At 53.7% G+C, this 15,434-nt stretch carries 12 protein-coding genes; 4 read left to right on the top strand and 8 right to left on the bottom strand.

Annotated features, from left to right (window positions below; all coding sequences use genetic code 11):
- Positions 1-46: 46 nt before the first annotated feature.
- The 8 genes from QLG21_RS14175 to tssH all read right to left on the bottom strand — a co-directional run bounded on the left by QLG21_RS14175 (position 47) and on the right by tssH (position 10,157).
- Entirely contained in the window at positions 47-532 is a 486-nt protein-coding gene (locus QLG21_RS14175) for an Hcp family type VI secretion system effector (RefSeq protein ID WP_137903616.1), read from the bottom strand.
- A gap of 159 nt (positions 533-691) precedes the next feature.
- Positions 692-2,191 (bottom strand): type VI secretion system contractile sheath large subunit, encoded by a 1,500-nt coding sequence (tssC, locus tag QLG21_RS14170; RefSeq protein WP_006178498.1) that lies wholly within the window; start codon positions 2,189-2,191, stop codon positions 692-694.
- A 21-nt stretch (positions 2,192-2,212) separates the two neighbouring features.
- Positions 2,213-2,731: a type VI secretion system contractile sheath small subunit gene (tssB, locus tag QLG21_RS14165; RefSeq protein ID WP_006178500.1), complete on the bottom strand. Its 519-nt coding sequence runs from the start codon at positions 2,729-2,731 to the stop codon at positions 2,213-2,215.
- 90 nt (positions 2,732-2,821) lie between these two features.
- Positions 2,822-3,370, bottom strand: coding sequence for a fimbrial protein (locus tag QLG21_RS14160; RefSeq protein WP_137903618.1), 549 nt, complete (start codon positions 3,368-3,370; stop codon positions 2,822-2,824).
- Positions 3,361-5,958, bottom strand: coding sequence for a fimbria/pilus outer membrane usher protein (locus tag QLG21_RS14155; protein ID WP_282484640.1), 2,598 nt, complete (start codon positions 5,956-5,958; stop codon positions 3,361-3,363). Before QLG21_RS14155 ends, QLG21_RS14160 begins: the two co-directional genes overlap by 10 nt.
- Before the next feature lie 35 nt (positions 5,959-5,993).
- Positions 5,994-6,752: a fimbria/pilus periplasmic chaperone gene (locus QLG21_RS14150; RefSeq protein WP_137903620.1), complete on the bottom strand. Its 759-nt coding sequence runs from the start codon at positions 6,750-6,752 to the stop codon at positions 5,994-5,996.
- Positions 6,753-6,842: 90 nt separating this feature from the next.
- The gene (locus QLG21_RS14145) at positions 6,843-7,382 is read right to left on the bottom strand and encodes a fimbrial protein (RefSeq protein ID WP_006178504.1); all 540 of its coding nucleotides are present in this window, start codon (positions 7,380-7,382) and stop codon (positions 6,843-6,845) included.
- 84 nt (positions 7,383-7,466) lie between these two features.
- The gene (gene tssH, locus QLG21_RS14140) at positions 7,467-10,157 is read right to left on the bottom strand and encodes a type VI secretion system ATPase TssH (protein ID WP_058610792.1); all 2,691 of its coding nucleotides are present in this window, start codon (positions 10,155-10,157) and stop codon (positions 7,467-7,469) included.
- A gap of 303 nt (positions 10,158-10,460) precedes the next feature.
- Here tssH and tssF point away from each other — a divergent pair, with 303 nt between their 5' ends.
- Genes tssF through QLG21_RS14120 form a run of 4 tightly spaced genes read left to right on the top strand, consistent with a single transcriptional unit; the run spans position 10,461 to position 15,427 of the window.
- On the top strand, positions 10,461-12,341 hold the full coding sequence (gene tssF, locus QLG21_RS14135; protein ID WP_282484639.1) for a type VI secretion system baseplate subunit TssF: 1,881 nt from the start codon (positions 10,461-10,463) through the stop codon (positions 12,339-12,341).
- Positions 12,338-13,330: a type VI secretion system baseplate subunit TssG gene (tssG, locus tag QLG21_RS14130; RefSeq protein WP_137903622.1), complete on the top strand. Its 993-nt coding sequence runs from the start codon at positions 12,338-12,340 to the stop codon at positions 13,328-13,330. Before tssF ends, tssG begins: the two co-directional genes overlap by 4 nt.
- Before the next feature lie 36 nt (positions 13,331-13,366).
- On the top strand, positions 13,367-14,437 hold the full coding sequence (locus QLG21_RS14125) for a type VI secretion system ImpA family N-terminal domain-containing protein (protein WP_088208543.1): 1,071 nt from the start codon (positions 13,367-13,369) through the stop codon (positions 14,435-14,437).
- Positions 14,438-14,440: 3 nt separating this feature from the next.
- Positions 14,441-15,427, top strand: coding sequence for a fimbrial protein (locus QLG21_RS14120; RefSeq protein WP_282484638.1), 987 nt, complete (start codon positions 14,441-14,443; stop codon positions 15,425-15,427).
- The last annotated feature ends 7 nt before the right edge of the window (positions 15,428-15,434 follow it).

Here is a 15,434-nt window from a genome sequence, read left to right as displayed (position 1 = left end):
GTTTTGCCGCCGTAGCGGCAAAACTCTGTCAGCGAACCGGCGTTAATTAGCTGCGCAGGTTAGCTTTTACGTCATAACTGGTAGAAATTACGCCAGACTTCGCGCCGTCGGCGTTCTGCATGACGTAGTCCTGAGTCAGTTTGGTGAAGGCGAACGTCACGCGTTCACGTGGACGCGTTTCGTCTTCGTGGGAACCCGCCGTTTCTACGCGAGTAATAATGACATCAGAGAATTTGATGGTCAGATATTCCAGCGGATCGCCGCCAGCTTTACGAACCACAAACTGAATGTCTTTAATATGCTTACCGGACAGGCAGTAGCTCAGCAGGTTAGTACTGGCCTTATCGACATAGTGCTCAAAGCAAAAATCTTCAACTGTTGCTTTACCTGCGCCGCCGCCGGAGCCGCTGTGCATATTCGAACTCTGTGCACTAGCCCAATGCCAGGACAGCACTTCGATTTCATTTTTATGGGTAGCATCAAGAGATTCGCCTTCGATGCCATCAATTTTAATAAACATATCCTGAGCCATATGATTTCCTTAATTAGCTCTTATTAACAACGTTACTTAATGAGTAACGAACGAAATGAAGACAAAATATTTTTGTCTTTCACAGTGCGCAAGGATCCCTGCGCAACCGCATCTTTTAAGAATAATAAAGTGATTATTCTTATTAATTTATTGCCTGAATTACGCCACGTCTTTCAGTGATGGTAATTTAGCGACCATACGTAAAGAAACGGTCAGACCTTCCAGCTGGAAATGAGGACGCAGGAAGAATTTCGCCTGGTAATAACCCGGGTTACCTTCCACATCTTCTACCACCACTTCAGCTGCCGCCAGCGGACGACGCGCTTTGGTTTCCTGCGACGAGTTCGCCGGGTCGCCATCGACATAGTTCATGACCCAGTTGTTCAGCCAGCGTTGCATATCTTCACGCTCTTTGAACGAACCGATTTTGTCGCGCACGATGCACTTCAGGTAATGTGCGAAACGTGAACAGGCGAACAGGTACGGCAGACGCGCAGAAAGATTGGCGTTGGCCGTGGCATCTGGATCGTAATATTCCGCCGGTTTCTGCAATGACTGCGCGCCAATAAACGCCGCGTAATCGGTATTTTTACGGTGTACCAGGGGAATAAAGCCATTCTTCGCCAGCTCCGCCTCGCGACGGTCGGAAATCGCAATTTCCGTCGGGCATTTCATATCCACGCCGCCATCGTCGGTCGGGAAGGTATGGCACGGCAGATCTTCCACCACGCCACCGCTCTCTACGCCGCGAATCATGGTGCACCAGCCGTAGTGTTTGAACGAACGGTTGATGTTCACCGCCATCGCATACGCGGCGTTAGCCCAGACGTATTTGCTGTGATTCGCGCCGTCGGTATCTTCTTCAAAATTGAAGTTATCCACCGGGTTGGTGTTGATACCGTAAGGCAGACGAGCAAGGAAGCGCGGCATCGCCAGACCGATATAACGAGAATCCTCAGACTGACGCAGGGAGTTCCACGCGGCATACTCCAGGTTCTGGGTAAAGATTTTCGTCAGATCACGCGGGTTAGCCAGTTCCTGCCAGGAGTCCATCTGCATCACCGATGGCGACGCGCCGGTAATAAACGGCATGTGAGCAGACGCCGCCACCTTGCCGATGGAGGAGAGCAGATCCACATCCGGCGCGCTGTGGTCGAAATGGTAATCCGCCACCAGGCAGCCGTAAGGTTCGCCACCAAGCTGACCGTACTCTTCTTCGTAGATCTGCTTAAACAGCGGGCTTTGATCCCATGCGATCCCTTTGTAGCGCTTCATGTTGCGACGCAGGTCATCTTTGGAAATGTCCATAAAGCGCAGCTTGAGCTTCTCATCGGTTTCGGTGTTGTTCACCAGGTAGTGCAGGCCACGCCAGGCGCTTTCAAGACGCTGGAACTCTTCATGATGAAGGATCAGGTTAATCTGCTGTGAAAGCTTAAGGTCAATCTCCGCGATAATCGCCGCGATGTTTTTGTACGCATCATCAGCCATGGTGATCGAGGTAGAGAGCGCCTGTTCCGCCAGGGTTTTCACCGCCATTTCGACTGCCGATTTCGCCTGCTCGGACTTCGGCTTAAATTCACGGGTCAGTAACGCAGTAAAATCATTTTGCGTTGCGGCCTGCGGCGCGGCCTGCTTATGGTTTTGTGCTTGAGTTGCCATTTTTATCTCTCTGATTCACATTCAGGACGCGGCTTCATCAGCCTGTTTAGGTTTTGGCGCCGATGCCAGGGTGTTCAACAGCGACTTGTCATTCAGCACCTTCATCACCAGACTTTCCGCGCCTGCTTTACCGTCCATATAGGTCTGCAGATTGGCGAGCTGCGTACGGGCTTCAAGAAGCTGAGATAGCGAGTCAACTTTGCGGGCAATCGCATCCGGAGAAAAATCGTCCATGCTTTCGAAGGTCATATCGACCATCAGCTGCCCTTCGCCCGTCAGGGTGTTCGGCACCGCGAACGCCACACGCGGACGCATGGCTTTCATACGCTCGTCAAAGTTATCGATATCGATACTCAGGAATTTACGGTCTGCCACAGGCGGCAGCGGCTCCAGCGGTTTACCGGATAAATCCGCCAGTACGCCCATAACGAACGGCAGTTCAATTTTCTTTTCGCTGCCATAGATTTCCACGTCGTACTCAATTTGTACGCGCGGCGCACGGTTACGTGCGATAAATTTTTGTGAGTTACTCTTGCTCATATGGATATATACTCTTTAATCACCGTTTATGTATAAATCATGACTGGTCTGATAGTTAACGTTCAGATAATTCGCTGATTCCACTCCCTGTTATTTATAAACAAGCTCGACTCCTGCTACCGTCTGCACTTTGCCGGCAGTAGCCGCTGAGTCACCCTTCGCATAATAGCTCGCTAAAAATCGATGACTTAATGGGTCCGCCGTGGCAGAAATAAGGTAATCCTGCCCGGATGTCGCATCATCAATAATGACCTGCGAACTGTCTTCTTTACGTAATCTGATCTGAACATTTTTGCTCATATCAGTTCCGGTACCGTTAACCAGGTTTCCCGTCGCGGTATCCGCGCCGGAGGCGCTGCTGTTGAAAAACACCGTTACGGTCCTGCTGGCCGGGCACTCTTTTAAGGTGATATTAAACGGTACGCTGCCCGCTTCACTGCCGTTGGACTGCAGCGACATCACCGAGATTTTAGGCAATGTAACGACTTCATTATTGCTGCCATTATTAATCTCTACGACACAGGTTTCGTCGGTATAGGTGCCCGTAAAATAAACATCCATTGAGTAATTCACTGCATAAACGCAGGCTACCGGAGTGCCCAACAGAGCCAGAAAGAGCGCGTTTTTTATTAATGACATACCACCTCCACCTGGGTAATCGAACCGGCCGATTTATTTATTTTGTTAGCGATATCGCTATTGGAATAAATCGTACACAGGCGATCGCCAGACGCGTTTTTCACATATAAATTGCTGTTCTCGGCCTGCCAGCCGCGAATAAACGCCATACCGCCCTGTCCAATAATGCCCAGACTGTTATCCAGCTGGTCAAAAATATCCGCGCCGATAGGTAAAGGCTGTCCGTTCCGATCCCGGACAATTAATATCGCAGGCGCCCCCACCTGGGTTTTAATATTCACTTTCACCGCAGCGCCCATACGCGGAATCACCGTACTTTCGCTTTCCAGCACATCCACGTTATCAGGCAGCCCCACGGTGTTCACCGCAATGGTGTTTTCACGATAGGGGGTGAGCGACGGCACAATCGCAAAGCCGCGGGAGTCGATGCGAGAACCATAGCCGTTCAGCATCCTTGCCCCTTCTGCCCCCGGCGCGTCAATCAACGCAAACGGCGCATCGCCCAGTCGCGGCCCCAGCGTAACGCCGCCGCTGTGCGCCACCACGCTGCCGTTTGCCGACAGCGAGAGCTGACGCGTCTTATTCCCCACCGACGCGGTCGCGCCCAACTGCCCTACCGGCGAGTTGTAATTCACGTTGCCATTGAACGCCGCCTGCGTGGACGTATCCCGGGCTTTATTCATTGAGGTACCCACCCCGTAGCTCAGGTCGTTTTGCACGCCCTGACTGCCGATGGCGTTCATCTGGAAACCGCTGCCACCGTTATTGTCATGCATGGCGGTAGAGTAGACCGTGCTGAACAGCGGTTTTTCTGTGACGCTGCGTCCCAGCGGCACGCTGACGGACAGCATCACATTATTCACGTTGTGTCCGTCGCTGTTATACGACCGGGAAGCCGACACCGACCACGAGAAATAACGCTCGGATTTGTTATACGAAACCATGTACTGGCTGGTCGACGGACGATCGTCCCAGTAGTTATAAAAATTACCGGAAAAATTTATCCTGCTGCCGTTCCATAACGGCTGACCGATACTCAGGGTAAAGCGCTGCCGGGTGCGATAATCCACCAGATAGTCATTACTTCTGGAGCCATAGCGCTCAAGCGCCGCATCGCGGAGGCTGTAAAACCCCGTTGATGAGTATCGGTAAGCCGCCAGCGTGACGTCTGTTGACGTGGCATCCAGGAACTTACTAAAACCAATATTAAAACTGTTGCCGGAGGAGACCTTGCCGCCGCCGAGTTCGCTGCGCGCGCGGGTCGCATCCAGCGATATGCCCCCAAGAGGGGTATTAAACGCGTTTCCCAGCCCTACCGCGGCGTAGTGATCGGCCAACTGGCCGCCGCCGTACAGGGTGTACATATTGCCAATACCATACTGGTAAAAGCCCTGGGCAACCCCGGGTTCTTCGGCAAGCGCATCGTCCTGCAACTTACCTACCGTCACGCCAAAACGGTCAACGCCAGCGTGCAGCAACATCGGCGGCGCGGAAAAGGGCACCACCTGCGTCCGCTGACGGCCATCTGCCTCCGTCACCGTCACCTGCAAGTCACCGCCATATCCCATTGCGCCAATGTCGCTCAGTTCAAACGGACCCGGGGGCACGGTTGTCTCGTATAGCGTCTGGCCCCGCTGCGTCACCTGTACTTTGGCGTTGGTTTCCGCGATACCGCGTACCATCGGGGTGTAATAACGTAAGCCTTCCGGCAGCATACGGTCGTCAGACTGAAGCTGGATCCCTCGCACCGTCATGCTGTCGAACAGATCGCCGCTGGTCGCGCTATCGCCCAGCGTCAGCTGACTTCTGAGCACCGGAACGTCGCGCTGCAGATACGTCATGATGGAGTGAGTATGCGTTGAGCCCGTATCGCTCCAGTTGGTGTTCAGCCGCTTGCGAAATCGCCAGTCATAGACGTTCAGCCCCATCATCAATCCCAGGTTGCCGCTGGCGGATCGATCGTTTTCCCCGCCGGACTGATTGACGTTCTGCTGCGCATAGGCGTTGGCGTTATAGTCCAGCACCCCCGCCAGCACGCCGGGATCCCACGAGGCAGGATCGGTATAACCCCGCGGGAACTGCACCATGTAAGCCTGTGGAACGACCAGGTCGAGGTAGAAATCGCCGGACAAATAATTCGCGTGCGCGCCGTCCACCCACTCATCCACCATGGCGCATTGCTCGCTGTCTGTCGCCTCGGGTTTCGCCGCGACCTTAATGCCCAGATGGGTCAGTTCGTCATAGGTGAAGCAGGGCTGAGCGCTAACATTGCCTTTAACGGGTTTAAACAGCACCTTACGCTGCCCCCGGCTCTGACCATTGACCGCGACCTGTACCGCATACTCCCCCGCTGGCGCCGGGTTACCCTCGTAAAAACGAGAGACATCAACGCTAAGGCCGTGAATAAACGAGCTGTTAAACTTCACCACGTCGTTTTTACCGCTGGTTGCCAGATCCCCGGTGCTGGCATGCGCCAACACGGAAACGCTGGCTCCTAAAGAAGCAATAAGGATATGGCGTATCGCCGCCGCGATTTTCGACTCACGGATTGCGCGGCGTGTATGTTTTTTTATCTCTTTCGGCTTCACGTCCTTGTCTCCCCCGCTACGCGGCTCTCAGCGTTTTATTGTTTCTTTATTGACAGGGTGTTACCTGTTGAATGAGCCAACTGATATTTAACAACGCCGCCGTAATCGTTAATCAGGCGGGCTTCAACGCTGCCGATCGTTGCCGGCACTTTATTTTTATTCGCCAGGACAAATTCTTTACTGCCAAACGGCGGGATCATATCCGTCGCCAGGGGATATTGGGTGTCCCCTGAATAGGCGATTGCCGAATCAAATGAAAAATAGTAAGGCGTTGGATTGCTCACTTTAATACCCCGGGTCGGGCTGATGATTTCCCAACGCAGTTTTTCAAATTCATTGGCACTGCTACTTTTTAACGCGGTCGGGCGATAAAATATTTTAATACGGGTTCTGAATGCCAGTTCCAGACGATCGGTGTCTTTCGCCTTTTCATTCATCGGCGGAATTTCCAGCATATTAAACCAGAACACCGACTCCCGATCCTGCGGTAACGGCATACCATTATAAATAAGACGTACACTCTGCCCTTTACCTGGCTCTACGCGATAAACGGGCGGCGTGGCGGTAAATGGCACCTTAATATTATTAATGTCAGTATTTTTATTGCCATCATCAACCCAGACCTGAACCAGTGTCGGTGTATTATTTTTATTATTCGTTCTCACCGTCTGCTCTTTTTCAGAACCGGGAAAAATCACCCGCGTACCGGATATGGTCATCCCGGCAACGGCAACCTGGGTTGCCAGAGAGAAAAAGAGAAAAGCATTTAATAATATTGCACGTTGAAATTTCATAGTACTGCCCCGCAGGTAATACGGTCTATCTGATAAAATGGCGTAACAGGGGCGATTGCTCGCCCCGGATTTAATCCTGACGGAAAAAACTTACGGATACGCGATGGTATAAGCCGCCTGCGCGTAAACCTTACCGACAGAGGTCGCGCCCGTTGCGTAGTAACCACCGTAGTAACGCATGGTTGCTGAACCGTTAGTTACGGTAGCAGGCGCGCCGGTTTCACCCAGTTTCAGCTGATTTTCGTCGGAGTTATACAGACGTACCTGTACGTTCCCGGCCGCAGGGTTGTTTGCATCTGCCGTGAACTGGTTGGTCAGGTTGCCGGTTGCGCTGTCAACGCCAGAGCTGCCGACCGCTTCAAAGTGCGCGGCTACCTGAGTAATACCGGTAGGGCAATTTTCAACATTCAGGTCAAAGCCTTTAGAACCAGCAGTGTCGCCTGACTTGGCCAGGGTCTGAATCGCTACCGTCGGCAGTTGTACCTGACGGTCAACAGAGTCCGCGGCAATTTCGCAGGTGCTGGTAATAAGTTCACCGTTAAACGTTACGGTACCCTGCGTGGCAGCCAGCGCAGAAGTGGATACTGTCGCCATTGCCAGCGCGCATAATGTCATTTTGAAAGTAGACATAACAAATTCCCTATATTAGCGTTATTCAAATTAAAACTTCGCGACCCAAAGATCGCTTTTGGGTTTTTACATACTTCCTGTAGATTAAATGTTTAGCTTTTCCTCCACTTGCATCACAACATCAATTTCCTTTTCTTCAGATAAAATACACTGCATGGCTATTGTTTTATTTTTTGCCGATTTGTCGACCTGGTTTAAAAGAGCACTGCCAATCTTTGGTAAAATATTTTTCTCAATAAAGCGGATCAGCATCCTGGCACCGGTTTCAGCAACCGGACACTGTTCAACAACGTGCTGAACCAGTTCGTCGCTAAAGGTAAGCGCCATGTCATGCTGCGCTTTCGCTCGCTCAGCGATACGGTTCAAATGAATTCTGACAATATGCTGGAGTGAATCCGTCGCCAGCGGTAAATAAGGTATAACGGTCACGCGGCCTAAAAACGCTGCCGGGAAGACCTTCAGCAATGCGGGCTGCAATAATTTCAACAAACCTTCTTCATCAGGCATGGTTTGCGGGTCAGCGCAGGCGCTGCTAATAATGTCGCTGCCCGCATTACTGGTCAGCAAAATAACGGTATTGCGAAAATCAATCTGCCGCCCTTCACCGTCTTCCATCGACCCTTTATCAAATACCTGGAAAAACAGCTCATGCACATCGGAGTGCGCTTTTTCCACTTCATCCAGCAAAATAACGCTATAAGGTTTACGGCGTACCGCTTCGGTTAATACGCCGCCTTCGCCATACCCCACATAACCCGGCGGCGATCCTTTCAGCGATGAAACCGTATGCGCTTCCTGATATTCACTCATATTAATGGTGATCAGATTCTGCTTGCCGCCATACAGCTGGTCGGCAATCGCCAGCGCGGTTTCCGTTTTCCCGACCCCGGAAGGGCCAACCAGCATGAACACACCAAAAGGTTTTTGCGGATCGGCAAGCCCGGCGCGTGCGGTCTGAATACTCTGGCTCAGGCAGGTTAACGCATACGTCTGACCAATGACTTTTTCCGCCAGACGCTGCGGCAGCTCCATGACGGCGCTGACATCGTCTTTCAATACCTGGCCTACCGGGATGCCGGTCCAGTCCGCCACGATCGCCGCCACGATGCTGGCGTTCACTTCCGTCTGCACCAGCGCCTTTTCGCCGCGGATCTTGCTCAGCGTCTCTTCAAGCTCATTCAAACGAGACTGCAGGTAACTGATTTTTTCCGCTTCCGGCATCTGCGGATCTTCCACCGTGGCGGCAAGCAGTTGCTGACGGGTATCGATAATGGCCGCCACCAGTTCGCACTCCTGCGTCCAGCGCCGTTCCAGCACCGTCGCTTCTTCAGCATGGTCGTCGATGGTGCGCTGGATCGGCTGAAGACGTGTATCGTCCTCTTTGCCAAAGCCAATCGCTTTTTCGAGCATGGACAGTTCAGCCTTCGCCGACTGCTGACGGAACTTCAACAGCTGTAGCTCGGTTGGCGGCGCGTGCTGCGCCACGGCAACCCTGGCGCAGGCCGTATCCAGCAGACTGATCGCTTTATCGGGCAACTGTCGGGCCGGAATATAACGATGAGATAAACGCACGGCGGCGCGGATCGCCTCATCCATTACCCAGACGCCGTGGTGTTTTTCCAGTACCGGCAGCAGGCCGCGCAGCATGGCGATAGCCAGATCTTCAGAGGGTTCGTCTACCTGTAGCACCTGGAAGCGTCGCGTCAGCGCCGGATCTTTTTCGATGTGGCGCTTAAACTCGCTCCAGGTTGTCGCGCCGATGGTGCGCAGCTGCCCGCGGGCCAGCATCGGCTTCATCAGGTTAGCGGCGTCTCCGGTGCCGGCATTGCCGCCCGCGCCGACCAGCGTATGCACCTCATCAATGAACAGAATCACCGGATCGACTGATTTGGCGGCGTCTTCCAGCACCGCTTTTAAACGCGCCTCAAATTCGCCCTTCATGCTGGCTCCGGCGGAAAGCGCGGTCACATCCAGCGTCAGCAGGCGAACCTTTTGCAGCGCGGGCGGGACTTCTCCGGCGGCTAATGCCAGCGCCAGTCCTTCCACGACGGCCGTTTTCCCTACCCCTGCTTCCCCGGTGAGCAGCGGGTTATTCTGTCGACGACGCAGCAGAATATCGATCATGGTGTTGATCTCTTTATCCCGCCCCAGCACCGGATCAATTTTGCCTTCACGCGCCAGCGCGGTCAGATCGGTCGAATATTGTGCCAGTCCGCCGCTCTGCGCACTGCCCATAGCGTTGCTGGCTTCACCCGGTACGCCCGCTTCGGCGGAAACCATTGCCCCACCCGCTTCGCTCTCTTCCGCAGAGTCGCGAATAATGTAGCCAAGATCTTTGCTCAACTGCTCCAGCGGAATTTTTTCAAATACGGATGAAATCCCGAAAAGCGCGCGGCGTAATTCCATGGTGGTCAACAGCGCCATCAGCAAATGGCCGCTACGAATACTGGTGTTTTGACACTCCAGGCTGGCAAATATCCAGGCCCGCTCGATGGCCAGTTCAATATGATATGAAAAATCGGAAATAGAGCTGGCACCCGCCGGCAGGCGCGTTAATGCCTGAGCAAAATCACGTTCGAGCATTTCAGCATCAAGTTCAAAATGCCGTACAATATGACGTATATCGCTATCCTGCTGCTGATAAATCTGATTTAACCAGTGGATCAATTCAACGTAAGGATTACCGCGTAATTTACACAGCGTAGTGGCACTCTCCACGCTTTTAAACAGGCTTACATTTAGTTTTCCGAATAGGTTTTTTCTCGTAATCGCCACAACAAAACTCATCCCATTTTAATTTGACGTCGTTTTCGGCCACTACTCCTGTAGTGGAACAGTTTTTTACCTGCCTGCACTGGAGTATTCACAGAGGCAACAACTGGCTACTTCGGATTAATACTAAACACAGTTGGTAATAAGAAAAACCCTTAATCAGAATAGCGAGTGGGATTTAAGAAAATAGCTCAAAGGCGATTCCTAATTTCGCTGAAGACGATAAAAAGTGTGATCACCAAGTACGCATTTAATTCTAGAATCCGGGCGATATAAAAGAAAGTCGCGAAATTGACGGGATGCAATGTGGAACACAACTTTCTAGATTACTATAACCAGGAACTGACGTTTGTCAGAGAAATGGCGCGTGAATTTGCTGAGCGGCACCCGAAAATCGCCGGACGACTGGGGATGCAGGGGATAGAAACTGCCGATCCCTACGTGGAGCGTCTGATTGAGGCATTCTGTTTTTTATCTGCCCGAACGCAGGTAAAACTCGATGCGGAATTTCCTAAATTCACCCAACGATTACTGGATATCATCTATCCAAACTACAATTCGCCAACGCCGTCGATGGGGGTCGTTCAGCTACAGCCGAATCTAAAAGAAGGCGATTTAACGCACGGCTACGTCATCCCCAAAAAAAGCACGTTTTACAGCCGGTTACTGCCCGGTGAAATGACCCGATGCGAGTTCAGAAATAACCAGGACGTCACGCTGTGGCCACTGGATATTGCAGAAGTGCGGTTAACCTCCGTACCGCCGGATATTCCTAACCTGGATATCCATCGTCTTAACCACCAGCAGTTGAAAGGCGCGCTACGCATTAAACTGCGTTTACAGGGTGATTTAGTCTTTTCAGATTTGAACGGACTGGATGAGTTGCCCATTTATATTCAGGGCGATGAACGCGTTGTATCCCATACCTTTGAATTGCTCCACGGCAGACATGTGGCGGTGGTAGTCCGTAGCGGAGACGGTGAAAAAACGCAGCATCACGTCATTGTCAACGACGCATTAAAATTTGAAGGCCTGGCACCCGACCAGAGCCTGTTGCCCTTACAATGGAATATGTTCCACGGGCACACACTGATACAGGAATATATTGCCTGCCGCGAGCGATTTTATTTTTTCTCGATTGCCAAACTGGCCGCTGCGCTGGAAGGGAATAATACCAACGAAGTAGAAATCATTATTCTGCTAAACACCTTACCGCAGGATCTGGTGCCACATCTGGACGCTTCGCGCTTTTTACTGCACTGCACCGCGGTCATTAACCTCTTTCCCAAACGCGTGGACCGTATTGAAGTTAACCGTGCGCTGAATAATTTCCACATTGTGCCGGACCGCAGCCGTCCTATGGACTACGAAGTCTTTTCCGTCGATAAAGTCTTTGGCTTGCAGGCGGAAACCAGCGAGGAGCTCACCTTTAATCCGCTGTACCAGACCCGACACAGCGACACCGGGAATTTTGGCCGGTATTTCTCAATCAGACGGGAAGTCAGGGTGAAAGAGGCGAGCCATCGCAAATATGACACCCGCACGCCTTACAGCGGCACGGAGATTTTTATTTCCCTGGTTGATCAACAGGAAGCGCCCTACAGCGAACATATTCGCTATCTGCTGGTTGATGCCATGGTGACCAACCGCGATCTGCCCCGCTTGCTGACCAGTACCGGCAACCTTGAGCTAACCATGTCGGACTCCGTTCCGATTCACGGCGCCCGTTTCGTCAGCTCACCCAGCGCCCCGCGTTCGCCATTCGCCGTCGGCGAGGCGGCATGGCGACTTATCCGTCAGCTTAGCTTTAACTATCTGCCTCTCTCCGAGATGGAACACGCCCGGGGCGGCGAGTCGCTGCGTAACATGCTGCGCCTGTTTACCAACTCTGCCGATACGGAAACCCTGACCCAGATTAACAGCCTGGTCGGGTGTAAAACCGAGCCGGTGGTGCGTCGCCTGTCAGAAGAGGGGCTACTGGTTTACGGGCGCGGCGTACGTTGCAGTTTAACCGTCGATGAAGAGGGTTTCTCCGGCATCAGCCCGTACCTCTTTGGCCTGGTGATGGAAAACTACCTGGCGCGGCACGCAGCGATCAATATCTTTACCGAAACCGAGCTGCACTCCATGCAGCGCGGCTTGATCGCACGCTGGAAGGCGCGTCCCGGCAGACGAGGCGCATTATGAAATCCGTCGACGCCTGGTTTGATGACGACAAACCCTGGGAAGCGGGTTTTATCAGCACGATGCGCGCGATTGCTGCCCGCACGCCTGAACTGCCGGCGCCTGGCAAAGCCCTGCTGCCCTCGCAGGAGCGTTTTCGGCTGGGGCAAGTGGCCACCATGGCCTTTGCGCCGCGTGAAATCGCCGCCATCAGCCAGCAGGATGACAAAATCAAACTGCAGCTTTTTGGCCTGGGGATCTGGGGCGCACAGGGCGCGATGCCGCTGCACCTTTCCGAACTGGCTTACTCCCGCTACGAGCAGCACGACCACACGCTGATTGATTTTGTCGATATCTTTCACCACCGCGCGCTTAGCCTGTTTTATCGCGCGTGGTATTTATCGCAGGACACCGCCTCGCTGGACCGGCAGGACGACGAACGTTTTTCGTTTTACGTCGGCAGCCTGATCGGCCTCGACCCGGCGGAACTCCCTCCCGACCCGCTGCCTGTCCACACCCGGCTGGCCTCTTCCGCCCACCTCATTCGTGAAGCCCGTAACCCGGACGGCCTGCTGGGGGCGATGCACTACTACTTTGGCGTGCCGGTGCGCATGGAAGAGTTTGAGCTGCAATGGATTTACCTGGAGCGCAACGATCAAACTGCGCTCGGCGACAGCCACTGTGCCGGGCTGCTGGGTGACGGGGCGATCCTCGGCAACACCGTGCTCGACAGACAACATAAATTCAAGCTGCTCATGGGGCCGCTGACCCTTGACCAGTACATGCTGTTCAGCCCGTGGGGCAGCGATATGTCGGTGCTGCGTGAACTGGTGCGCAGTTTCATCGGTTTTGAATATGCCTGGGATGTGCAACTGGTGCTGGCTGCCGATCAGGTGCCGCAGGCCCGGCTTGATGGCTCCCACCAGCTGGGTTACGCCTGCTGGCTGGAACGTCATTCTTGTGATGACCCGGTTTTCGGCATGAGCTTCGAACCGGAAATGTATCACCGCTAGTTAACGCTTCTACCCACAGCCAAAAAGATACATGCGATGAATCAAACATACCATCTGACCTGTTCCGATTATTACCAGCCCCTGATGTCACCCATCGCGGGCAGCGACGCCTGCGGCGAGACGCTTGATTACGATCCCGCGTTCATCCTGTTGCAGTCCCGGCTCCAGCCCAAGCTGGACGTGGAATACGGCAACTTTTTTGAAGCGGCGGAGCCGATTAACTGGGCCGAAACCGAGCGCGAATGTCAGACCTTGCTGCAAAAAAGCAAAGATGTCCGGCTGATTATTATTCTGATGCGCTGTCGGCTACGTAAAGTCGGCCTCGCCGCCCTGGCGGAAGGGCTGGAAGCGCTGCACGCCCTACTGTGCGCCTGGCCGGACGACCTGCATCCGCAGCTGCTTGATGAAGGGGAGTTCGCGCCGATGCTGCGCGCTAACGCCTTCGCCGAGCTGGAGGATGCCAACGGCCTGCTCGCCGACCTGCGTAATCAGCCGCTGCCGAAAGCCTCCGGCCTGCAAATCACCATCAAAGAGTTTGAAAAAGCGCATCAGGTTCCCCGTGAAGAGGGTGCGCTGTCGGATACGGCCATGGCCGCCATTATTCATGAATGGCAGCTTAACGCCCGTGACAGCCTCTTCCCGCTTACCCAGGCGTACGGTTTCCTGATGGAGATAAAAAGCATGCTTGCCGACACGCTCGGGCACGATGCGCCTGAATTTGCCGTACTCGGTAATCTGCTGGTCTTTTTTGCTAACGATTTCAGCGGGGTAACACCTGCCCCGGCTGTTTCGCCCCCCATCGTGGAGGATGAAACGCCGCAGGTGCAGGAGATCGCGGAGCGTCCCGTCGGCGTGGCGCCCGCGGCGGTAGACCTTCCCCTCGCCGCGCCGCCTGCCGTCGCGGAGGCGCGCCGGGGTATCGACAGCCGCGCCGATGCGCTGCACCGCTTACAGGAAGTCCGCAGCTGGTTTGCGATGACCGAACCCAGTAGCCCGCTTGTTCAGGTGTTGAAGTACGCAGAAGAGAGCATCGGCAAAAGCTTTGCCGACCTCTTAAAAATGTATCCCCCTGAGATAGTCGCCATGCTGAATCACGAGAAGGAATAAACGATGTTAAGGATCGCCATTACGCTTTGTGCTCTTGCTTTGACGCCCGCCGCTTCCGCCGTTTGTACGCTGGCGCGCGGCGCACCGACTGCGGTTTCCATTCCTTCGCAAGTCATTCGGATTAACGCGAATGCGCCTGCGGACACCTCTACCCCTATCGCCCAGTTCGACAGCAATCTGGCAGGCCAGGATATTGGCTATGACAACTGCAATGTCGGTACCGAGTACGGGAAGCGGGTGCTCAACCTGACGGGACAGGACTCATCAACCCGCATCTATCCGACCAATATACCGGGCATTGGCATTAAGCTGCTGTGGAGTAACGGCAGCGCATTCGGCAACTTCCCGTCGACCAGTCAGTTGACCTTTCCCGGGGGCGCGCAGGTCGGCACGTTTGATTACGTAGCCGCCTCGTTTTACCGCATCCAGTTTTTTAAAACCGCGAACAATTTGCGCCTGAGCGATCCGAACGGCGATACCGTTCTGCCCGCCGGAGATATTGCCTATAACTACCTGATGACGGCCAATCCGGCTTCGTATGTCATGAAGCTCGCCATTGGCGATATCAAAGTTATCAGTACCCCCACCTGCGATGTCGACAGCGCAAAAACGATTGATTTCAACGAAGTGACCCCGTCTTTGCTCAGCGCCGGCGTGACCCGCAAGCTGGATTTCAACATTACCTGCAAAAGCGACTACGGCACCTATTCCGCTATCGCCTCAATGATGACCGATACCCCCTCCTCGGACGGCTCGTACATCCGCGTTAAGGACGCGGGCGGCAACCTGGATCGGCTGGGCATAAAAATCACCGATGGCGCAGGCAAGGCGATGAAGCTGGACGGCAGTACGTCAGAACAAAAAACCAGTATTACCAGCCAGGGCCCCGCCGAATTCGCCTGGAACGCCACGCTGTTCGCCAGCAGTAAAATCGCCCCCGCAGGCGGGACCTTTAACGCCCAGGCGGAAGTCATTTTTGATATTCAGTAATCAGCTT

The sequence above is a fragment of the Enterobacter sp. V87_3 genome (genome assembly GCF_029967835.1).
GTDB classification, from domain to species: Bacteria; Pseudomonadota; Gammaproteobacteria; order Enterobacterales; family Enterobacteriaceae; genus Enterobacter; species Enterobacter cancerogenus.
The sequence above is the reverse complement of the archived record's forward strand: the minus strand, read 5'-3'. Positions and strand labels throughout refer to the sequence as shown.